The 20,293-nt window shown below is 67.1% G+C and carries 18 protein-coding genes; 5 read left to right on the forward strand and 13 right to left on the reverse strand.

Annotation, left to right across the window (positions count from 1 at the left end):
* Positions 1-80: 80 nt before the first annotated feature.
* The 4 genes from BJ972_RS08455 to BJ972_RS08470 all read left to right on the forward strand — a co-directional run bounded on the left by BJ972_RS08455 (position 81) and on the right by BJ972_RS08470 (position 3,418).
* Positions 81-1,349, forward strand: a complete 1,269-nt coding sequence (locus BJ972_RS08455; protein WP_129173892.1) for an ice-binding family protein — start codon at positions 81-83, stop codon at positions 1,347-1,349.
* A 193-nt stretch (positions 1,350-1,542) separates the two neighbouring features.
* Positions 1,543-1,896 carry a TraR/DksA family transcriptional regulator gene (locus BJ972_RS08460; RefSeq protein WP_129173890.1) on the forward strand — a complete coding sequence of 118 codons (354 nt, stop codon included), beginning with the start codon at positions 1,543-1,545 and terminating at the stop codon, positions 1,894-1,896.
* Positions 1,897-1,964: 68 nt separating this feature from the next.
* Positions 1,965-3,053 (forward strand): serine hydrolase domain-containing protein, encoded by a 1,089-nt coding sequence (locus BJ972_RS08465; RefSeq protein WP_129173888.1) that lies wholly within the window; start codon positions 1,965-1,967, stop codon positions 3,051-3,053.
* On the forward strand, positions 3,050-3,418 hold the full coding sequence (locus tag BJ972_RS08470; RefSeq protein ID WP_129173886.1) for a hypothetical protein: 369 nt from the start codon (positions 3,050-3,052) through the stop codon (positions 3,416-3,418). The genes BJ972_RS08465 and BJ972_RS08470 overlap by 4 nt, the downstream gene beginning before the upstream one ends.
* Before the next feature lie 101 nt (positions 3,419-3,519).
* On the opposite strand, the gene nrdF is transcribed toward BJ972_RS08470, so the two are convergent.
* The 13 genes from nrdF to BJ972_RS08535 form a co-directional block, all read right to left on the reverse strand.
* A complete protein-coding gene (gene nrdF, locus BJ972_RS08475; protein ID WP_129173884.1) occupies positions 3,520-4,494 on the reverse strand; it encodes a class 1b ribonucleoside-diphosphate reductase subunit beta in 975 nt (324 codons plus the stop codon).
* Between the two features lie 36 nt (positions 4,495-4,530).
* Positions 4,531-6,636: a class 1b ribonucleoside-diphosphate reductase subunit alpha gene (nrdE, locus tag BJ972_RS08480; RefSeq protein ID WP_129174068.1), complete on the reverse strand. Its 2,106-nt coding sequence runs from the start codon at positions 6,634-6,636 to the stop codon at positions 4,531-4,533.
* A gap of 20 nt (positions 6,637-6,656) precedes the next feature.
* Complete coding sequence (gene nrdI / locus BJ972_RS08485; protein ID WP_129173882.1) at positions 6,657-7,076, reverse strand: class Ib ribonucleoside-diphosphate reductase assembly flavoprotein NrdI; 420 nt, start codon at positions 7,074-7,076, stop codon at positions 6,657-6,659.
* Positions 7,077-7,112: 36 nt separating this feature from the next.
* Positions 7,113-7,346 (reverse strand): glutaredoxin-like protein NrdH, encoded by a 234-nt coding sequence (nrdH, locus tag BJ972_RS08490; RefSeq protein WP_129173880.1) that lies wholly within the window; start codon positions 7,344-7,346, stop codon positions 7,113-7,115.
* Positions 7,347-7,871: 525 nt separating this feature from the next.
* Positions 7,872-8,936, reverse strand: a complete 1,065-nt coding sequence (locus BJ972_RS08495) for a LacI family DNA-binding transcriptional regulator (RefSeq protein ID WP_129173878.1) — start codon at positions 8,934-8,936, stop codon at positions 7,872-7,874.
* Positions 8,937-8,960: 24 nt separating this feature from the next.
* A complete protein-coding gene (gene araA / locus BJ972_RS08500; RefSeq protein WP_129173876.1) occupies positions 8,961-10,475 on the reverse strand; it encodes an L-arabinose isomerase in 1,515 nt (504 codons plus the stop codon).
* Positions 10,476-10,501: 26 nt separating this feature from the next.
* A complete protein-coding gene (locus BJ972_RS08505) occupies positions 10,502-11,203 on the reverse strand; it encodes an L-ribulose-5-phosphate 4-epimerase (RefSeq protein WP_129173874.1) in 702 nt (233 codons plus the stop codon).
* A complete protein-coding gene (gene araB / locus BJ972_RS08510; protein WP_241830774.1) occupies positions 11,200-12,879 on the reverse strand; it encodes a ribulokinase in 1,680 nt (559 codons plus the stop codon). The genes BJ972_RS08505 and araB overlap by 4 nt, the downstream gene beginning before the upstream one ends.
* Positions 12,880-13,520: 641 nt before the next feature.
* The gene (mmsB, locus tag BJ972_RS08515) at positions 13,521-14,765 is read right to left on the reverse strand and encodes a multiple monosaccharide ABC transporter permease (protein WP_129173870.1); all 1,245 of its coding nucleotides are present in this window, start codon (positions 14,763-14,765) and stop codon (positions 13,521-13,523) included.
* Positions 14,766-14,798: 33 nt separating this feature from the next.
* On the reverse strand, positions 14,799-16,328 hold the full coding sequence (mmsA, locus tag BJ972_RS08520) for a multiple monosaccharide ABC transporter ATP-binding protein (RefSeq protein ID WP_129173868.1): 1,530 nt from the start codon (positions 16,326-16,328) through the stop codon (positions 14,799-14,801).
* Positions 16,329-16,399: 71 nt separating this feature from the next.
* On the reverse strand, positions 16,400-17,521 hold the full coding sequence (chvE, locus tag BJ972_RS08525; protein WP_241830773.1) for a multiple monosaccharide ABC transporter substrate-binding protein: 1,122 nt from the start codon (positions 17,519-17,521) through the stop codon (positions 16,400-16,402).
* Between the two features lie 89 nt (positions 17,522-17,610).
* Positions 17,611-18,414: a class II aldolase/adducin family protein gene (locus BJ972_RS08530; RefSeq protein ID WP_129173866.1), complete on the reverse strand. Its 804-nt coding sequence runs from the start codon at positions 18,412-18,414 to the stop codon at positions 17,611-17,613.
* A 206-nt stretch (positions 18,415-18,620) separates the two neighbouring features.
* Complete coding sequence (locus tag BJ972_RS08535) at positions 18,621-19,637, reverse strand: LacI family DNA-binding transcriptional regulator (protein ID WP_129173864.1); 1,017 nt, start codon at positions 19,635-19,637, stop codon at positions 18,621-18,623.
* 136 nt (positions 19,638-19,773) lie between these two features.
* Here BJ972_RS08535 and BJ972_RS08540 point away from each other — a divergent pair, with 136 nt between their 5' ends.
* A complete protein-coding gene (locus BJ972_RS08540; RefSeq protein WP_129173862.1) occupies positions 19,774-20,289 on the forward strand; it encodes a hypothetical protein in 516 nt (171 codons plus the stop codon).
* The last annotated feature ends 4 nt before the right edge of the window (positions 20,290-20,293 follow it).

Genomic DNA, 20,293 nt, shown 5'->3' on the forward strand with positions numbered 1-20,293 from the left:
CGTATATCTCAGGTAACGGGGAACACGCGGGCTCATTTCTTGCTCGAATCTGTGGCACCTCTTCTTAGTCAGGAGCCACTGTGGCTCGCACGACATCTTCACGTCCATTTCTCTCCGGCCTCGCGATTCTCGGGGCCACCGGCCTCTTCGCGCTCAGTGCAGCATCGGCCGCCTCTGCGGCAACGATCATCGACGGTCCCGTCGGTCTCGGTGCAGCCACCTCGTACGGTGTGCTCGCCGGCTCGACGATCACGAACACCGGCCCCACTGTCGTCCGTGGCGATGTCGGCCTCAGCCCTGGCACCTCCGTCACGGGCTTCACCGAGGGCCCCGGCAGCATCGTCGGCGGCACACTCCACGTGAAGGATGACACGGCAGCCCTCGCGCAGGGCGACCTGGGCGCGGCGTACAACACCGCCGCAGGCCTCACCCCGCAAGAGAGCGGCATCACCGAACTCAACGGGCGCTCGCTGAGCCCCGGCGTGTATTCGGGCGGCGCACTCAATCTCGCCGATACGGGAGCCCTCGCCTTCGCCGGTTCCGCCGAATCGGTGTGGGTCATCCAGGCGGCCAGCACCCTCACGATCGGAGCCGCGACGACGATGACGTTCTCGGGCGGCGCGAGCGCGTGCAACGTGTTCTGGCAGGTCGGCAGCTCGGCGACGATCGGCAGCGGGGCGCAGTTCCGCGGCACCGTGATGGCCGACGAGTCGATCACCGCGACGACGGGGGCCACCGTCATCGGTCGCCTCCTCGCGAGGGACGGCGCCGTCACGCTCGACACGAACACGCTCACGGTTCCCGCGGCGTGCCCCACGGTCGGCACTCCCTCGGAGTCCGTGCCTCCCACCATCACGTCCGACAACCCGCCCGACGGCATCGTCGGAACGCCGTACTCGCACACCATCACGTCCGACGGAAACCCCGACGGCCGCTACACGATCATCGACGGCGACCTGCCGAACGGTCTCGTGCTCGACGAAGGTACCGGGGTCATCTCGGGCACACCGACGACGCCGGGCCCGAGCACGGTGACGATCATCGTCTCGAACGGCGACGAGCCCGACGACGAAGCGACCTACACGATCTCGATCGAACCCCAGCCGACCGTTCCGCCGGGACCGGGAGTTCCGCCCGGACCCGGAGTTCCGCCGGGCGGCAACGTTCCTCCGGGAGGCGCCGTTCCTCCGGGAGGCGGCACCCCGAACGACGGCACCCCGCGTGGCGAGCTCGCCGCGACCGGATTCTCCGAGAGCACGGCAGGGATGACGGGCGGCATCGCCCTCCTCGTCGGCGTCGCGCTCCTCGGGTTCGTCCGGCTGCGCCGCCGTTCGACGCTCGACTCGTAGTACCCCGGCAAGGTCGTACTTCGCGTGCAACGCACGGGTCAGGGCGTCACTCACCGCGGGGTCGGCGAGCTCGAACGTCACGTCACGCTCGACACCGCCCGCGCTCACGCGGCCGAGCTTCAGGCGGGAGCGCGTCGGCGCTGAACCGGTGCCGGCGGGGGTCGTGTCGGCGGCTGCGCCTAGGCTCGGCGGCATGACCACCCACCGCGAGCGACTCGACGCGCTCGTCGGCGAGTGGCGAGCCGATCTCGCCGCCGCCGACGACGCCGTGCGGGTGCTCCGCGAATCGCGCGGCGACGGCGGCATCGACGACGAGCACGACCCCGAGGGCTCGACCCTGTCGCTCGACTGGTCGCGCGCCGTCGCGATCGTCGAGATGGTCACGGCGAACCTCGCCGATGCCGAAGCCGCGCTCGCCCGCCTCGACGACGGCACCTACGGCATCTGCCGCTCGTGCGGTCGCGCGATCCCCGAGGGCCGCCTCGAAGCGCGACCCACGAGCGATCTGTGCGTCGAGTGCAGTGCGGGGGTCGCACCGCGACGGTGACAGATGTCACCGGTATCGGTGACGTCTCGCCACTGCCGGGTTCGGCGTGAGCCGAGTGGGATGGGAGCATGACCTCCCCCCTCAGAATCGGAGCGGCCGCCCTGGCCGCGGGTGTCGTGCTCGCGGCCGGGCTGCTCTCGATACCGCCATCCCCTTCCCTCCAGTCGCACTCGAGCGGCGATGCCGCTCTGGCCGCGAGCGTCGAGCACGCCGTTCATGACGCCGGTTCGCTCGATCGCGTGAGCGTCGCCCGGGTGACCGCCGAGGGTGACATCGTGACCGCCGGGTTCGGTGCCGATGACGACACCGAGTACGAGATCGGCTCGGTGACGAAGACCTTCACCGGCAACCTGCTGCAGATCGCGATCGAGCGCGGTGAAGTCACGATCGACGAGACGCTCGACGCATTCTTCCCTCGCCTCGCCGACACACCGGCCGGCGGCGTCACGCTCGCGAGCCTCGCGAACCACACGTCGGGACTGCCGGGGCTACCCCTCGAACTGCAGGCGAGCGCACTGGCCGACGCGATCCTCAACCGCAACCCCTATCGCACGAGCGTCCACGAACTCATCGCCCAGACCGCGCCCCAGCAGGTCAGCGACCCCGGCCGCTACGTCTACTCGAACCTCGGCATGTCACTCCTCGGCCACGCGCTCGCCGAGCGCGCCGGAACGACCTACGAGCGCCTCGTCGAGGAGCGCATCTTCGTACCCCTCGGGATGACGCACACGAGGATCGTCCTCGAGAACGGTGACCTCGACGCGAGCGACGCGGGCGCACCGACGACGGGGTACTCCCCCACCGGCATCCCCCAGGAGCCGTGGTCGATCGCGGCGTACGCGCCGGCCGGAGGCATCCGTTCGACCCTCGCCGACATGACCCTCTACGTGCGCGCGCTGCTCGACGGCACCGCCCCGGGTGCCGGCGCGATGGACCGGAACCTCGACGGCGACGGCGGGGCGGAGGGCTACGCGTGGCTCATCCTCGACCAGGAGGACGGCTCGACCCTCACCCTCCACAACGGCCAGACCGGCGGCTTCGCGTCGTTCCTCGTGCTCGATCGGGAGGCCGGCGTCGGCTCGATCGTGCTCTCCAACACCGCCGTGCAGCTACCGGATGTCGCTGTGGACCTCATCACGGAAGGCATCGACCGATGACCGCCTCGTTCTCCCTCGTCCTCGCGATCGTCCTCGTCGCGTTCGCCGCGCTCTACGCGTTCCGCTCGTGGAAGCGGGGTCGGTTCGGCGTCCGAGACCGCGTGAGTGCGATCGCCGAGAGCGTCGGCCTCGCCGCGCTGTTCTCGCTCCTCGCCGTCTTCACCGGCTGGGCGGGCGTGCCGATCGCTCTCTGGATCATCGCCGTCGTTCTCGCGGCTGCCGGTGTCGCGGGGCTCGTGCTCCGCTCGGGCGACCTGCCGTGGCTTCGCACTCGGAAGCGCCTGCCGCTCCGCGTCATCCGTCTCACGATCTCGGGACTCGTCTGCGGCACCGTGCTCGTACTCGGGGCGCTCGCGTACTCGTAGACGCCGCGCCCACACGCGAAAATCGCCGTTTGTGTCGAGAATCGCCGCTACAGCGGGCGATCTCGGCACAAACGGCGACTCTCGGCGACGCAGTCCGGGGCTTAGAAGTCCCAGTCCGAGTCTTCGGTGTTGACGGCCTTGCCGATGACGTACGACGAACCCGAACCCGAGAAGAAGTCGTGGTTCTCGTCGGCGTTCGGCGAGAGCGCCGAGAGGATCGCCGGGTTCACGTCGGTGACGGTCTTCGGGAACATCGGCTCGTAGCCGAGGTTCATGAGGGCCTTGTTGGCGTTGTAGTGCAGGAACTTCTTGACGTCTTCGGTGAGGCCGACGCCGTCGTAGAGGTCCTGCGTGTACTGCACCTCGTTGTCGTAGAGCTCGTAGAGCAGCGAGAACGTGTAGTCCTTCAGCTCATCGCGCGTCGCCTGGTCGACGAGCTCGAGGCCCTTCTGGAACTTGTAGCCGATGTAGTACCCGTGCACGGCCTCGTCGCGGATGATGAGGCGGATGAGGTCGGCGGTGTTCGTGAGCTTCGCGCGGCTCGACCAGTGCATCGGAAGGTAGAAGCCCGAGTAGAAGAGGAACGACTCGAGCAGGGTCGAGGCGATCTTCCGCTTGAGGGGCTCGTCGCCACGGTAGTAATCCATGACGATCGCGGCCTTCTTCTGAAGGTTCGGGTTCTCGACCGACCAGCGGAACGCCTCGTCGATCTCCTTCGTCGAGCAGAGCGTCGAGAAGATCGACGAGTAGCTCTTCGCGTGCACCGACTCCATGAACGCGATGTTCGTGTAGACGGCCTCCTCGTGCGGGGTGAGCGCATCGGGGATGAGCGAGACGGCGCCCACGGTGCCCTGGATCGTGTCGAGGAGCGTGAGCCCCGTGAACACGCGCATCGTGAGGGTCTGCTCCTCGGGGGTGAGCGTGTTCCACGACTGGATGTCGTTCGACAGCGGCACCTTCTCGGGCAGCCAGAAGTTGTTGCAGAGGCGGTTCCACACCTCGACGTCCTTCTCGTCCTGGATCTTGTTCCAGTTGATCGCCTGAACGTGATCGACGAGCTTGAGCTTCTCGGACATGACTTCCTTAGATCAGAGTTGCGGGTCGGGCGACGGTTAGAGCATGCAGGAGACGCACTCGCTGACATCCGTGCCCTCGAGCGCGAGCTGGCGCAGGCGGATGTAGTAGATCGTCTTGATGCCCTTGCGCCATGCGTAGATCTGCGCCTTGTTGATGTCGCGCGTCGTCGCGGTGTCCTTGAAGAACAGCGTGAGCGAGAGGCCCTGGTCGACGTGCTGCGTCGCCGCGGCGTACGTGTCGATGATCTTCTCGTAGCCGATCTCGTACGCGTCGGTGTAGTACTCGAGGTTGTCGTTCGTCATGAACGGCGCCGGGTAGTACACGCGACCGAGCTTGCCTTCCTTGCGGATCTCGATCTTCGACGCGATCGGGTGGATCGACGACGTCGAGTTGTTGATGTACGAGATCGACCCGGTCGGCGGCACGGCCTGCAGGTTCTGGTTGTAGATGCCGTGCTCCTGCACGCTCGCCTTGAGCTCGGCCCAGTCGGCCTGCGTGGGGATGTGCACGCCGGCATCCGCGAAGAGAGCGGCGACGCGTTCGGTCTCGGGAACCCACTCGGCATCCGTGTACTTGTCGAAGAACGCACCCGACGCGTAGGTCGAGTCGGCGAAGCCCTCGAACGACTGCTTGCGCTCGATCGCGATCGTGTTCGACGCCCGCAGCGCGTGGAACAGCACGGTGTAGAAGTAGATGTTCGTGAAGTCGATGCCCTCGGCCGAGCCGTAGTGGATGCGCTCACGAGCGAGGTAGCCGTGCAGGTTCATCTGGCCGAGGCCGATGGCGTGCGACTTGTCGTTACCGTCTTCGATCGAGCGCACCGAGGCAATGTGGCTCATGTCGCTCACGGCCGAGAGACCACGGATGGCCGTCTCGACGGTGAGGCCGAAATCGCTCGAGTCCATCGCGAGGGCGATGTTCATCGAACCGAGGTTGCACGAGATGTCCTTGCCGATCTCGCGGTAGGACAGGTCTTCGTTGTACGTCGTCGGCGTGTTCACCTGCAGGATCTCGCTGCAGAGGTTCGACATGTTGATGCGGCCCTTGATCGGGTTCGCCTTGTTGACCGTGTCTTCGAACACGATGTAGGGGTAGCCCGACTCGAACTGGATCTCGGCGATCGTCTGGAAGAACTCGCGCGCGTTGATCTTCGTCTTCTTGATGCGCGGGTCGTCGACCATCTCGCGGTACTTCTCGGTCACCGAGATGTCGCCGAACGGCTTGCCGTAGACACGCTCGACGTCGTACGGGCTGAAGAGGTACATGTCTTCGCCGTTCTTGGCGAGCTCGAACGTGATGTCGGGAACGACGACACCGAGCGAGAGCGTCTTGATGCGGATCTTCTCGTCCGCGTTCTCACGCTTGGTGTCGAGGAAGCGGAGGATGTCGGGGTGGTGCGCGTTGAGGTACACGGCACCGGCGCCCTGGCGCGCGCCGAGCTGGTTCGCGTAGGAGAAGCTGTCTTCGAGGAGCTTCATGACGGGGATGATGCCCGACGACTGGTTCTCGATCTGCTTGATCGGCGCACCCGACTCACGGATGTTCGAGAGCAGGAGGGCCACTCCGCCGCCGCGCTTCGAGAGCTGCAGCGACGAGTTGATGCCGCGCGAGATCGACTCCATGTTGTCTTCGATGCGCAGGAGGAAGCAGCTGACGAGCTCGCCGCGCTGCGCCTTGCCCGTGTTGAGGAAGGTCGGGGTCGCGGGCTGGAAGCGGCCGGCGATGATCTCCTCGACGAGGTTGACGGCGAGCTTCTCGTCGCCGCCCGCGAGGCCGAGGGCGGTCATGACGACGCGGTCCTCGAAGCGCTCGAGGTAGCGCTTGCCGTCGAACGTCTTGAGCGTGTAGCTCGTGTAGTACTTGAACGCACCGAGGAACGTCTCGAAGCGGAACTTCTTCGAGTACGCGAGGTCGTTGAGCTTCGTGATGAAGTCGAACGAGTACTGGTCGAGGACGGCCTGCTCGTAGTACTCCTTCTCGACGAGGTAGTCGAGGCGCTCCTTGAGGGAGTGGAAGAAGACGGTGTTCTGGTTGACGTGCTGCAGGAAGTACTCGCGCGCCGCCTCTTTGTCTTTGTCGAACTGGATCTCGCCGTTCGCTCCGTAGAGGTTGAGCATCGCGTTGAGCGAGTGGTAGTCCATGCCCGTGCGGGGGGCCTCGATCACGGCGACACCGTCTGCTGTTGTGCTGGCCAAAATGCGTCCAATCCTTCTTCGACGGCGCGCACGTCGTCAGGGGTTCCGAATACTTCGAATCTGTACAGGTGAGGAACCTGGCACTTTGCGGCGACGATGTCGCCGGCGAGGCCGTACGCGGTTCCGAAATTGGTGTTGCCCGCGGCGATGACGCCGCGGATGTACGAGCGGTTCTTCTCGTCGTTCAGAAAACGGATGACCTGCTTCGGGACCGCCCCCTTGCCGTCGCCCCCGCCGTAGGTGGGGAGGACGAGCACGTAGGGAGCGTCGACGCTGAGCGGCTCGTCGCGCGCGTGAAGAGGAATCCGTGCCGCGGGGCGGCCGAGCTTCTGAATGAAACGATGGGTGTTGCCCGAGACGCTGGAGAAGTAGACGAGGTTCGTCATGTCGTGCTCCGAGATTGTCGGCTCGAGTGGTGCGGCTCAGGCCAGGCGGTCGGCGAGCTCGCTGATCTTGTCGGGGCGGAAGCCGCTCCAGTGGTCTTCATCGGTGATGACCACGGGTGCCTGCAGGTAGCCGAGGCCCTTGACGGTCTCGAGCGCGGTCTCGTCGGCCGAGAGGTCGAGGATCTCGTACTCGATGCCCTTGCTGTCGAGCGCGCGGTAGGTTGCCGTGCACTGAACGCACGAAGGCTTCGTGTAGACCGTAACCGTCATGAGATTCCCCTCTTTCTGTGCCTCTTCTGGAGGCCGTCACTGCCTCTGAATCGAGGCCAAAACATGAGCCGGAACACGAGAAACTGCGTCTCGCGATCACCGGTCATCCGATACTACATCTAGTGTTCACGGAACTGAATGGCCACTAGATGATGTAGTTACATTTATGTAGTTCTCCACCGGTTTTACCGGGTTTATCAACAGGCCGACCAAGTTCGAGAGGCCATTTCTCGCGGTTCTCGAGCGAGTTATCCACAGGCGGAATTTCTCGCCCAATGTGCCTGTGGAATGCAGCCCCGGCGTGTCGCCGCGTAGTGGTGCACGGACTGCCGACCCCTAGATGTTGTGTTGTGCCTCCAGGGTCTCACCCACCACTGACATTGCCCGCCCGCGCCGTCTCGGCGTCACGACACGCTAGCTATCGCCGTCATCGCCAGCGTGTCGTGACGCCGAGACGGAAGAGAGGCGCGACGCGAGTGACGATGGGCGCGCAGAAGACGCGGCGCCCTCAGCTGCGCGGCGCCCTCAGCTGCGCGGCGCCGCGGTGCTCGCGCGCTCGATGAGTTCGGGCACGCGGTCGACCCGCGTCGTGGCCGCCTGTCCGAGCACGTCGACGACGGTCGCCATGACGTCGCGGCCGAGCGCGTCGAAGTCCTGCCGCATCGTCGTGAGGGGAGGCGCGAAGTGCGCGGCCTCGGGGATGTCGTCGAAGCCGACGATGCTGACGTCGCCGGGCACCTGCACCCCGGCATCGCGGAACGCGTGCAGCACGCCGAGCGCCATCTGGTCGTTGCCGACGAACACCGCCGTGGCCGCCGTGTCGTCGACGAGCGCGAGACCCGCGGCGTACCCGCCCGCAGCCAACCAGTCGCCCTCGATGGGCAGGATGACGGGAAGACCCGCCGCGAGGAGCGCATCGTTCCAGCCGCGGCGTCGCTCCGCGGCATCCATCGACTCGGCCGGTCCGACGACGTGCCGGATCTCGCGGTGCCCGAGCCCGATGAGGTGCTCGGTTGCGAGCCGCGCGCCCGCGTACTGGTCGATCGAGACGCGGTGCATGCCCGCGGCGTGCTCGGACGCGACCGTCACGAGCGGAACGCCGACGTCGATGCCGCCGAGCACCTCGACGGCCTCGCGCTCACCCGCGATGAGCACGATCGCCTCGACGCGCTGCAGCACGAGACGGTGCGCCTCCTGCGTGAGCGTGTCGGCGTCGAGGTCGCGCATGCTCGCCTGGCTCACGGTGTAGCCCGCGCCGCGCGCCGCCTCGTTGAAGCCGAGCGCCGCGTTCGACGGGCCGTAGTCGGGGCGGCCGGCCTGCAGCAGGCCGATCGACCCCGAGCGCCGCTTCGCCATGGCGCGCGCGGCGGGCGACGGCGTGTAGTTCAGGTCGGCGATGGCCTTCTCGACGCGTTCCCGCGTCGATGCGCGCACGCCCGAGAGGTCGTTGAGCACGCGCGAGACCGTCTGGTGCGAGACCCCTGCGAGGCGCGCGACGTCGAACATCGTCGGCACGCCCGAAGGGCCAGGATCTGCCGAGGGCGCGACGGATGCCGCGAGGGTCTCGCCCGCGGCATCCGTCGTCGTCATATCGGCAGCCTAGGGTCGCCGGGCCTAGAGGCCCTGCGCGAGACGGTAGTACGCCTGGTTCCAGCGCACCTCGCTCTGGAAGCCGCGGAGCGTCGTGTCGTTGTCGATCGTGAGCAGCTCGACCTTCGCGATGTCGGCGAAGTCGCGGAACACATCGATGTCGACGGCCGTCGTCATGACCGTGTGGTGCGCGGCACCCGCGGTGAGCCACGCGGCGGCCGAGACCTCGAACGAGGGCTCCGGCTTCCACACGGCGCGGCCGACGGGCAGCTTCGGCAGCTCGGGCGACTCGACGTTCTCGACGACGTTCGCCACGAGGCGGAAGCGGTCGCGCATGTCGCTCATCGCGACGACGAGCGCGGGGCCGGGGTCGGCCGTGAAGACGAGGCGCACGGGGTCGTCCTTGCCGCCGATGCCGAGCGGGTGGATCTCGAGGGTCGGCTTCTGGCTCGAGAGCGACGGCGAGACCTCGAGCATGTGAGCGCCGAGAATCTTCTCGTCACCGGGGACGAGGTCGTAGGTGTAGTCCTCCATGAGGCTCGCACCGCCGGGCAGGCCCGCACCCATGACGTTCGCGACGCGCACGAGGATGGCGGTCTTCCAGTCGCCCTCGGCGCCGAAGCCGTAGCCCTCGGCCATGAGGCGCTGCACCGCGAGACCCGGCAGCTGCTTGAGCGCGCCGAGGTCTTCGAAGCTCGTCGTGAACGCGCCGAAGCCGCCCTCTTCGAGGAACGAACGGAGGCCCAGCTCGATCGCGGCACCGTCGCGGAGCGACTGACGACGCTCGCCGCCCTCACGGAGCTCGGGGACGACGTCGTAGAGCTCGTCGTACTCGGCGACGAGCGCGTCGATCTCGGCTTCGGTCGCCGCGGCGACGGCGTCGGCGAGCTCGTTGACGCCCCACGTGTTGACCTGCACGCCGAACCGCAGCTCGGCCTCGGTCTTGTCGCCCTCGGTGACGGCGACGAAGCGCATGTTGTCGCCGAAGCGGGCGAGCTTGAGGGTGCGGGACGCGGCCCAGCCGGCGGCGGCGCGCTGCCACGTCGCGACCTGGCCCTGCACGACGGGGTTCGACACGTGGCCGACGACGGTCTTCCGCGAGACGCCGAGGCGGGTCTGGATGTAGCCGAACTCGCGGTCGCCGTGCGCGGCCTGGTTCAGGTTCATGAAGTCGAAGTCGATGTCGGCCCAGGGCAGTTCGACGTTCGCCTGCGTGTGCAGGTGCAGGAGCGGCTTCCGCAGCGCGTCGAGGCCGCCGATCCACATCTTCGCGGGGCTGAAGGTGTGCATCCAGGCGATGACGCCGATCACGTTGTCGGCCGCGTTGACCTCGAGCGCGAGGCGACGGATCGCGTCGGCGCTCTTGAGGACGGGCTTCCAGACGACCGTCACGGGCACGGCCGAGCCGAGCGTCTCGGCGATCGCCTGCGACTGCTCGGCGACCTGGCGGAGGGTCTCCTCGCCGTAGAGGTCCTGGCTGCCGGTGAGGAACCAGACCTCGTACGAGTCGAGCGTGGTGGAGAGCGGGGTGCGAGTCATTCTGTGGTCCTTAAGAGAGAGGGATGTCAGCGGCGGGCGTCGGACGACTGGCCGTAGACGTTCTGGTAGCGGTTGAAGAGGGAGTCGATCTTGTCCTGCGGGATCGGGATGAGCGGACCGGCCTCGCGGGCGATGTGCACCGTCCGCGCGACGTCCTCGACCATGACGGCGGCCTTCACGGCATCCTTCGCGTCGACGCCGATCGTGAACGGGCCGTGGTTCTGCATGAGCACGGCACGCGACCGGTGACCGGTCAACGTCTTCACGATGCCCTCGCCGATCGACTCGTCGCCGATGATCGCGAACGGACCGATCGGGATCGGGCCGCCGAACTCGTCGGCCATGCCCGTGATGACGCACGGGATCTCCTCGCCGCGCGCAGCCCATGCCACGGCGTACGTCGAGTGGGTGTGCACGACTCCGCCGACATCCGGCATGTTGCGGTAGACGTAGGCGTGCGCCGCGGTGTCGCTCGACGGCGAACGCTCGCTGCCGAGCGAACCCGGAACGACGGCGCCGTCGAGGGTGCAGAGGATCATGTTGTCGGGGGCGAGGTCGTCGTAGCTCACGCCGCTCGGCTTGATGACGAAGAGGTCGGTGCCGGGCACGCGACCCGAGACGTTGCCGCCCGTCCAGATGACGAGACCGTAGCGGGTCAGTTCACCGTGGAGGCGTGCGACGTCCTCGCGCACCTTCTGGACGGCGGGATCGGAATCGTAGGCGCTCATGCGCGGGTCTCCTTCTCAGACGGTGTCTCCTTCGACAGATGGGCTTCGCGCTTGAGCGCACGCAGACGCTTCATGGCGTCGTTCGCGCCGCGACCGAAGTAGTCGTGCAGCAGCGAGTACTCGGCGAAGAGACGGTCGTAGGCGAGCGCGGCCTCCTCGTTCGGCGTGTAGACGGCGCGGTCGAGCTTGCCCATGGCGTCGGCGGCGTGACGGATGTCGGGGTAGGCGCCCGCCGCGACGGCGGCGTGGATCGCGCTGCCGAGCGCCGGGCCCTGCTCGCTCGCGATCGTCGAGATGGGGAGGCGCAGCACGTCGGAGTAGCACTGCATGAGCTGCGGGTTCTTCAGCAGGCCGCCCGCGACGATGAACTCGGTCACGGGGACGCCCGCCTCGGCGAACGTCTCGACGATGACGCGCGTGCCGAACGCCGTCGACTCGAGGAGCGCGCGGTAAATCTCCTCCGTGCGCGTCGTCAGGGTCTCACCGACGATGACGCCCGAGAGCTCGTGGTCGACGAGAACCGAGCGGTTGCCCGAGTGCCAGTCGAGGGCGACGAGGCCGTGCGCGCCGACGGGCTCCTCGAACGCGAGGTTCGTCAGGTGCTGGTGGATGCTCGTGCCCGCGTCATCCGCCGCCTCGAAGTATCGGGCGGGAACCTGATTCTTGACGTACCAGGCGAAGATGTCGCCGACGCCCGACTGACCGGCCTCGTAGCCGTAGAGGCCCGCGACGATGCCGCCGTCGACGACGCCGCACATGCCGGGCACCTCGGCGAGGTGGTCGTGGTTCATGACGTGGCACGTCGAGGTGCCCATGATGGCGACCATCTGGCCGGGCTGCGTCGCCTGCGCGGCGGGCGCCGTGACGTGCGCGTCGACGTTGCCGACCGCGACGGCGATGCCCTCGGGCAGGCCCGTCCAGGCGGCGGCTTCGGCGGTGAGCGTGCCGGCCGCAGCACCCAGTTCGCCGATCTCGTGCGCGACCTTGTCGTCGGCGAACGACGCGAAGTCGGGGTTGAGAGCGGCGAGGAAGTCGTGGCTCGGGTACTGGCCGTCCTGGTAGATGCCCTTGTAGCCCGCGGTGCAGGCGTTCCGCACGTAGCGGCCCGAGAGCTGCCAGATGATCCAGTCGGCGGCCTCGACCCAGTGGTCCATGCGGTCGTAGAGCTCGCGGTCGTCTTCGAGGAGCTGCAGGCCCTTCGCGAACTCCCACTCGCTCGAGATGAGGCCGCCGTAGCGGTTGATCCAGGCCTCGCCGCGCTCGTGCGCGAGCTCGTTGATGCGGTCGGCGTGCGGCTGGGCCGAGTGGTGCTTCCAGAGCTTCACGTACGCGTGCGGGCGGTCGGCGAACTCGGGCAGCTCGTTGAGCGGGGTGCCGTCGGCGATGGTCGGAACCATCGTGCAGGCCGTGAAGTCGGTGCCGATGCCGATGACCTGCGACGGATCGATGCCCGCCTTCTGCACGGCCTCGGGAACCGCGTGCTTCAGCACGTCGACGTAGTCCTGCGGAACCTGCAGCGCCCAGTCGGGAGGCAGCGGGGTATTGCGCCCGCCCGCCGTGAGCGTCGTGTCCATGACGGCGTGCGGGTAGTCGTAGACGGAGCTCGCGAGCTCGGCTCCGTCGGAGACCCGCACGACGACCGCGCGGCCCGAGAGTGTGCCGTAGTCGACACCGATCGTGTACTGGTCCCCTGCCGAGTGTGCGGGCGTGCCTGCGGGGCGGGTCTCGCCCGAGGTGCTCGCTGCGGGCGTGTTCTCTGCCACGGATGACTCCTTCGTCGCTCGTTCGTTAGCGCTAACGAGAACTCATGTTAGCGCTAACGAGCACGAATTGCGAGAGGGGAAAGAGGTGCGCAGCAGCGACGCCGTGCACGGATGCTGCAATCCGGGCCCGCGCCCGCGTGTCGGAGGCCCCGAGCCGGCGTGTCACCCCAACCGCAGCATCCGTGACCACGCCCACCCCGTCATCCGCCCCCGCCGACTCTCCGTCTGGGCCGTCCCCACCCCCGCCCTCCTGCTCCGCGTCCGGATACGGAGAAATGACCGCAGCCCCGGCGCGGCGGATGACGCGAGCCGGCGTGTCGGCCCAGAACTCCTTATCCGCCGCAACGTCTCCGTACACGGATGCTGCAATCCGGGCCCGCGCCCGCGTGTCGGAGGCCCCGGGCCGGCGTGTCACCCGAATCCGCAGCGTCCGTGAACACGCCCACCGCGTCATCCGCAGCAGGGGGAGGAGGACCCGGGGAGGGAGAGAAAAGCAGAAGCGGGGCCGGACGGAGGGACCCGTCCGACCCCGCTCACGCGAGAGACCGCGAGACTCAGCGACCGCCCGAGCGACGCTTGTTGTAGACGTCGAAGGCGACCGCGAGGAGCAGCACGAGACCCTTGACGGCCTGCTGCCACTCGATTCCGATGCCCATGATCGACATACCGTTGTTCAGCACACCGATGATAAGACCACCGATGATCGCGCCGCCGATCGTGCCGACGCCGCCCTGCACCGCGGCTCCACCGATGAACGCCGCCGAGATCGCCTCGAGCTCGAAGCCGTCACCGGCCTTCGGCCCCGCGAGGTTCAGTCGCGCGGTGAAGATGAGTCCGGCGAGTGCGGCGAGGAGGCCCATGTTGACGAAGAGCCAGAAGTCGACCCGACGCGTCTTGATGCCCGACAGTTCGGCGGCGTGACGGTTGCCGCCGATCGCGTAGATGTGGCGGCCGAAGACCGTGCGGTTCATGACGATGCCGTACACGAGCACGAGCACCGCGAGGATGATGAGCGTGACGGGGATGCCCTTGTACGACGCGAGCGCGAAGGCGAAGAGGCCGATCGCACCGGCGACGAGCACGAGCTTCACGATGAACCAGATGATCGGCTCGGTGTCCTGACCGTACTTCTGACGTCCGCGGCGGGTGCGCACCTGCTGCACGATGAGCGCGATGACGGCGATCACTCCGACGCCGAGCGTCAAGGGATCGAGTTCGAAATCACCGAACACATCCGAGAGGAAGCCGTTGCCGAGCGCACGGTACTCCGCCGGGAACGATCCGATGTTCGAGTTACCGAGCACGACGAGCGCGAGACCGCGGAAGATCAGCATGCCCGCCAAGGTCACGATGAACGCGGGTATGCCGACATAGGCGATCCAGAAGCCCTGCCAGACGCCGACGAGGGCACCGATTCCGAGCGAGAGGATGACGGCGAGCCACCAGGGCATGCCCCAGTGCACGGCGAAGACGCCCGAACACGCTCCGACGAACGCCGCGACCGAGCCGACCGACAGGTCGATGTGGCCGGCGATGATGACCATCACCATGCCGATCGCGAGCACGAGGATGTACCCGTTCTGCACGATGAGGTTCGAGATGTTCTGCGGGCGCAGAAGGATGCCGTTGGTGAGGATCGAGAAGAGCACCACGACCGCGATCAGCGCGATGAAGATGCCGTTCTTGCCGAGGTCGGCGAGGATGTGGCTCAGCCGCTCGGTGAACTTGTTCTCGATGGGGTTGACCGTGGCGCCGACCGCCGTCGAGTCAGTGGGTGGGGTGGATGTGGGAGTGGACATGCTGTCTCCTGTGTCGTCGAGCTGCGCGCGGCGCTAGCGCGGCTTTTCCATGGTCATGAGCTTGAGGACGGTCTCGGGTGTCGCCTCACTGATGGGCAGTTCGCCGGTGATGCGTCCTTCGGAGATCGCGTACACGCGATCGGAGATGCCGAGCAGCTCGGGCAGTTCGGAGGAGATGACGATGATGCCCTTCCCCTCGGCGGCGAGCCGGTTGATGATCGAGTAGATCTCGTACTTGGCGCCGACGTCGATGCCGCGCGTCGGCTCATCGAGGATCAGGACGTCGGGGTCGGAGTAGATCCACTTCGACAGGACGACCTTCTGCTGGTTGCCGCCCGAGAGCTTGCCCGTCTTCACGAGCACGTTGGGCGCCTTGATGTTCATCGACTTGCGGTACTCGTTGGCGACCTTGTACTCCTCGTTGTCGTGCACGAGGCCGAACTTCTCGAGCTTCTTGAGCGAGGCCATGGAGATGTTGCGCTTGATGTCCTCGATGAGGTTCAAGCCGTAGGTCTTGCGGTCCTCGGTCGCGTAGGCGATGCCGTTTCGGATGGCCTCGGCGACGGATCGCGTCTTGATCTCCTGGCCGCGCTTGTACACGCGCCCCGAGATCTTCGACCCGTACGAGTGGCCGAACAGGCTCATCGCGAACTCGGTGCGCCCGGCGCCCATGAGGCCCGCGATGCCGACGATCTCGCCCGCTCGCACGTTGAGCGAGACGTTGTCGACGACGATGCGGCTCGTGTCCTGGGGGTGGTAGGCGGTCCAGTCCTCGACCCGCAGGATCTCCTCGCCGATGTTCGACTCGTGATCCGGGTAGCGGTGCTCGAGGTCGCGGCCGACCATGTCCTTGATGATGCGGTCTTCCGTGACATCCGTCTTCTTGATCGTCTCGATGGTCTTGCCGTCACGGATGACGGTGACCGAGTCGGCGACCTTCTTGATCTCGTTCAGCTTGTGGCTGATGATGATCGACGTGATGCCCTGCTCCTTGAGGTGCAGGATGAGGTCGAGCAGGTGGTCGGAGTCTTCGTCGTTGAGCGCCGCGGTGGGCTCGTCGAGGATGAGGAGCTTGACGCGCTTCGAGAGCGCCTTCGCGATCTCGACGAGCTGCTGCTTGCCGACGCCGAGATCGAGGATCTTCGTCGTCGGATTGTCCTTCAGGCCGACGCGGGCGAGGAGTGTGCGCGCTTCGTGATTGGTCTTGTTCCAATCGATGAGGCCGCCGCGACCCTTCTGCTCGTTGTTGAGGAAGATGTTCTCGGCGATCGAGAGGTACGGGCTGAGCGCGAGCTCCTGGTGGATGATGACGATGCCCTTGGCCTCCGAGTCGGAGATGTCCTTGAACGCGACCGTCTCGTCTTCGAAGACGATGTCGCCGTCGTAGCTGCCGTGCGGGTAGACGCCCGACAGTACTTTCATGAGCGTCGACTTGCCGGCGCCGTTCTCCCCGCAGATCGCGTGGACTTCCCCGCGACCGACGGCGATCGTCACGTTGGCGAGCGCCTTCACTCCCGGGAACGTCTTCGTGATGCCGCGCATCTCGAGAATGTGGTTGGTCATCGTGCCTCCTGCTTCTCTCGGGTGAACCGGCCGGGCGACGATCGTCGCCCGGCCGGTTCGCACCTGCTTCGTTAGCCGCTGATCTCGGCTTCGGTCCAGTAGCCGCTGTCGACGAGGACTTCGGTGATGTTGTCCTTGACGACGATCTGCGACTCGAGGAGGTACGACGGGACGACCTTCACTCCGTTGTCGTAGTCGGTGGTGTTGTTGACCTCGGGCTCCTCGCCGTTCAGCAGTGCCGTGGCCATCGCGACGGCGACCTCGGCGAGCTTGCGGGTGTCCTTGAAGATCGTCGCGTACTGCTCGCCCGCGTTGATCGCCTTGACGGAGTCGAGCTCGGCGTCCTGACCGGAGATGATCGGCCATTCGGCGCCGACCGTGTAGCCGGCACCCTCGAGGGCCGAGATGATGCCGCGCGAGATGCCGTCGTAGGGCGAGAGCACCGCGTTGACCTGCGAGCCGTCGGAGTAGTTCGCCGTGAGGAGGTCCTCCATGCGGCTCTGAGCGGTCTCACCGTCCCAGCGGAGCGTGGCGACCTGCTCGATCGACGTCTGACCCGACTTCACGACGAGCGTTCCGTCGTCGATGAGCGGCTGGAGGACGTCCATCGCACCGTCGAAGAAGAAGAACGCGTTGTTGTCATCGAGCGAACCGGCGAAGAGCTCGATGTTGAACGGACCGGCGGGGGCTCCGTCGATCGGCGTTCCGTCGAGCTCGGCGAGGCCGAGTCCGTTGAGGACCGACCATGCCTGCTGCTGGCCGACCTTGAAGTTGTCGAACGACGCGTAGTAGTCGACGTTCTCCGAGTCGCGGATGAGGCGGTCGTAGGCGATGACCGGGATGTCGGCATCGGCGGCGTCCTGCAGCACCTGCGAGAGCGTGGTGCCGTCGATCGACGCGATGATGAGCGCCTCGGCGCCCTTCGTGATCATGTTCTCGATCTGCGAGACCTGGGTGGGGATGTCGTCCTCTGCGTACTGGAGGTCGACGGTGAAGCCCTGCTCCTCGAGCTGCTCCTTGACGGCGTTGCCGTCCTGGATCCAGCGCTCCGAGCTCTTCGTCGGCATCGCGACGCCGATGAGTCCGCCGTCTCCGCCGCCGTCGCCGCCGGTGTCTCCACCGCCTCCGCTGGAACACGCGGCGAGGGCGAGCATCGCACCCGCCGTCATGGTGGCGAGGATGACCTTCTTCATCTTCTTCACGGTTTTTCCTTTCACTGTGTCCGTCATGGACGCCTTGGTTGTCGCGTCGGGTCCGTCGTCATCGACGACGACGTCACCCGTCACGGGCCCGTGGGGCCCTGTGGTGCTGTGTTCGGTTGTGGTTTTCGGGGGGTTCGGGCCCGGCCGACCTGACCGGATCCGCTTCCGGCTGCGTGAGCCAGGAGTCTGGGTTCACCACCGCGGGCGGCGCCGTGGGCGCCGCCGAACAGTGCGTCGATGACGGACTGGTCGAGGGTGGAGAGTGCGCCGTCCTGCCGCGCGAGCTGCACGGTGCGGGCGACGTCTTCGGTGAGCACGACGAGCCGGACGGCGTCACGGGCGTCGGTGCCGATGGCGAAGGGGCCGGTGTTCGGCACGAGGACGACGCGGCTGCGCTGCTCGGCGAGCGTCGCGGCGACGGCGCGGCCGAGCGATTCCGCGTCGACCGGGCTCGCGGTGACGACGGGCACGGGGCCGCCGAACTCGCGCGCCATGGCGGTCGTCGCGCACGGGATGGCTTCGGCGCGTGTCGCCCACGCCGTCGCGTAGGGCGAGTGCGTGTGGGCGAGGGCTCCGGCCTCCGGCACGTGGCGGTAGATCGCGGCGTGCATCGCGACGTCGATCGGCAGGGAGCCGTCGCCGCCGGGGGTTCCGTCGACGATGCCGGCGTCGAGGGTGCAGAGCACCATGTTCTCGGGGGCGAGTTCGGCGTAGGCGACGCCCGACGGCTTGATGACGAAGAGGTCGGCGCCCGGCACGCGGGCGGAGACGCTTCCGTCGGTCCACGACACGAGTCCGTGGCGGGGAAGCTCGGCGTGGACGTGCGCGACATCGGCCCGGATGCGGGCGATGGCGACTTCGACGCGGGCGCTGAACGTGCTCACGAGTGCGCCTCGCCGGCGCGGGTGCCGAGCGCCCGACGGGGCGTCTCGACGTGTCGTGAGTTGCTCATGCTGCCAGACCTCTCTGTCTGCGTGTTCCGATGTGACCGGTCACATTGAGTAAGAGTAAGCCACAGACATCGAGGGGGTGTCAAGCGCGATGTGTCACGTCTCGGTAACGGCGGCCCGCACCGCACCCCATCCGGCACTCAGAACGACGGGCGCCCCGTGGAGGAGCGCACGACGAGCTCCGGCATGATCGAACCCGTGTAGTCGGGCGTCGTCGAATCGATGTTGCCGAGCAGGAGCGCGACGCAACGTCGGCCGAGTTCGGCGAAGTCCTGGCGCACCGTCGTGAGCGGCGGCCAGTAGTGCGCGGCCTCGGGGACGTCGTCGAATCCGACGACGCTGACGTCGTTCGGAACGTCGAGGCCACCCGAGCGGAACGCGTGGATGAGACCGAGCGCCATGGCGTCGTTCGAGGCGAAGATCGCCGTGAAATCGCGCACCTGCATGAGCTCGCGGCCGACGTAGTACCCGAAGTCCGCCGTCCAGTCGCCGAGGATCGGAGCGGTCGTCGGAACGTCCTGCGCGCTCATCTCGTCGAGGAACCCGCGCATGCGCGCCTCGGCCTCGATCCAGTCCTGCGGCCCGGCGAGGTGGTAGATGTTGCGGTGCCCGAGCTCGATGAGGTGCCGCGTCGCGAGTCGCGCCCCGGCGATCTGGTCGACGGTGATGGCGTGCTCGCTGTCGGAGATCGACTGCAGGGTCACGTACGGCACGGTGATCTGATGCTCGGCGAGCGCCGTGAACACGCGCATCTGCGGAGCGATGACCACGAGACCCTCGACCGCTTGCGCCGTGAGGTGCGCGAGTCCGTCGGCGATCGACGCGGGCGAGGCCGCGTCGATGTTCGCGGTGCTCACCCAGTAGCCCGCCTCACGCGCGGCCGCTTCGATCGCGGCGATGCTCGATGCGGGCCCGTACTGCGTGCTCGACGCCGAGAGGATGCCGAAGGTCTGCGAGCGACTCGTGACGAGGGCCCGTGCCGCGCGGTTCGGCCGGTACTGCAGCTGTTCCATGACCTCGAGCACGCGCTGCTTCGTCGAGTCGCGGATGCTCGGGTGGTTGTTGAGCACGCGGGAGACCGTCTGGTGCGACACATCTGCAGCCTTCGCCACATCGCGAATGCTGGGTGGTCGTCCCTTCGTCGGCTCTGACGTCACGGGTTCCTCGACTTCGATTCATGTTCACGGTCACATGCGTGTCGCTCCCATTATGACTCCCGCGCTCCCGATGTGACAGAGGATGTGACAAGCGCATGTGACGTTCACATTCCCCTCCGGGCTTAGGCTGTGCGCCATGGCCGACTTCCTGAACGATCTGCCGCTCAGCTCTCGCCGACGTCGCGACGAATCGACGGTCGGCGACCGCGGAGCCCAGGTGGACGTCCTCGTCCAGACCGCGCGCGAACTCATCGACTCCGCACCGCTCGCTCAGCGGGAGTCGCTCGCGACCGCGTTCCTGGCGAGCGCGGGCCTCAAGGGGGACGCGCTCTCGGACGCGCACTCCCCCGCGACGACGACGCGCGACGCATCGATCCGCGACCTCGACCGCGCGCTGTACGCGCTGCTCGACCTCGCCGAGGCGCTCGACACCGATCCCGAGATCGACGGACTCACGACGGGCGCCGTCGCCCTCTATCGCTCGGGCCGCGTGCGCTTCCCGCAGAAGGCCGTCGTGCATGGCAGCACCCTGCGCGCGACCGACGCCGACTGGCAGATCGGCTACGGTCCCGTACTCGAGGGCACGGCTCTCGAGATCGTGCGCTTCTTCGACGGACGAGGCACGTGGCCCGCGGGCACTACGCCGCGATGACGAC

The sequence above is a fragment of the Agromyces atrinae genome (assembly GCF_013407835.1).
GTDB classification, from domain to species: Bacteria; Actinomycetota; Actinomycetes; order Actinomycetales; family Microbacteriaceae; genus Agromyces; species Agromyces atrinae.

What these genes read in the sequence shown, in the direction of transcription:
- BJ972_RS08460 (WP_129173890.1), top strand. Translation starts at nt 1,543, where the DNA reads ATGACCACCCACCGCGAGCGACTCGACGCGCTCGTCGGCGAGTGGCGA.
- BJ972_RS08465 (WP_129173888.1), top strand. Translation starts at nt 1,965, where the DNA reads ATGACCTCCCCCCTCAGAATCGGAGCGGCCGCCCTGGCCGCGGGTGTC.
- BJ972_RS08470 (WP_129173886.1), top strand. Translation starts at nt 3,050, where the DNA reads ATGACCGCCTCGTTCTCCCTCGTCCTCGCGATCGTCCTCGTCGCGTTC.
- nrdF (WP_129173884.1), bottom strand. Translation starts at nt 4,494, where the DNA reads ATGTCCGAGAAGCTCAAGCTCGTCGATCACGTTCAGGCGATCAACTGG.
- nrdE (WP_129174068.1), bottom strand. Translation starts at nt 6,636, where the DNA reads ATGGACTACCACTCGCTCAACGCGATGCTCAACCTCTACGGAGCGAAC.
- nrdI (WP_129173882.1), bottom strand. Translation starts at nt 7,076, where the DNA reads ATGACGAACCTCGTCTACTTCTCCAGCGTCTCGGGCAACACCCATCGT.
- nrdH (WP_129173880.1), bottom strand. Translation starts at nt 7,346, where the DNA reads ATGACGGTTACGGTCTACACGAAGCCTTCGTGCGTTCAGTGCACGGCA.
- BJ972_RS08495 (WP_129173878.1), bottom strand. Translation starts at nt 8,936, where the DNA reads ATGACGACGACGGATGCCGCGGGCGAGACCCTCGCGGCATCCGTCGCG.
- araA (WP_129173876.1), bottom strand. Translation starts at nt 10,475, where the DNA reads ATGACTCGCACCCCGCTCTCCACCACGCTCGACTCGTACGAGGTCTGG.
- BJ972_RS08505 (WP_129173874.1), bottom strand. Translation starts at nt 11,203, where the DNA reads ATGAGCGCCTACGATTCCGATCCCGCCGTCCAGAAGGTGCGCGAGGAC.
- mmsB (WP_129173870.1), bottom strand. Translation starts at nt 14,765, where the DNA reads ATGTCCACTCCCACATCCACCCCACCCACTGACTCGACGGCGGTCGGC.
- mmsA (WP_129173868.1), bottom strand. Translation starts at nt 16,328, where the DNA reads ATGACCAACCACATTCTCGAGATGCGCGGCATCACGAAGACGTTCCCG.
- chvE (WP_241830773.1), bottom strand. Translation starts at nt 17,521, where the DNA reads ATGAAGAAGGTCATCCTCGCCACCATGACGGCGGGTGCGATGCTCGCC.
- BJ972_RS08540 (WP_129173862.1), top strand. Translation starts at nt 19,774, where the DNA reads ATGGCCGACTTCCTGAACGATCTGCCGCTCAGCTCTCGCCGACGTCGC.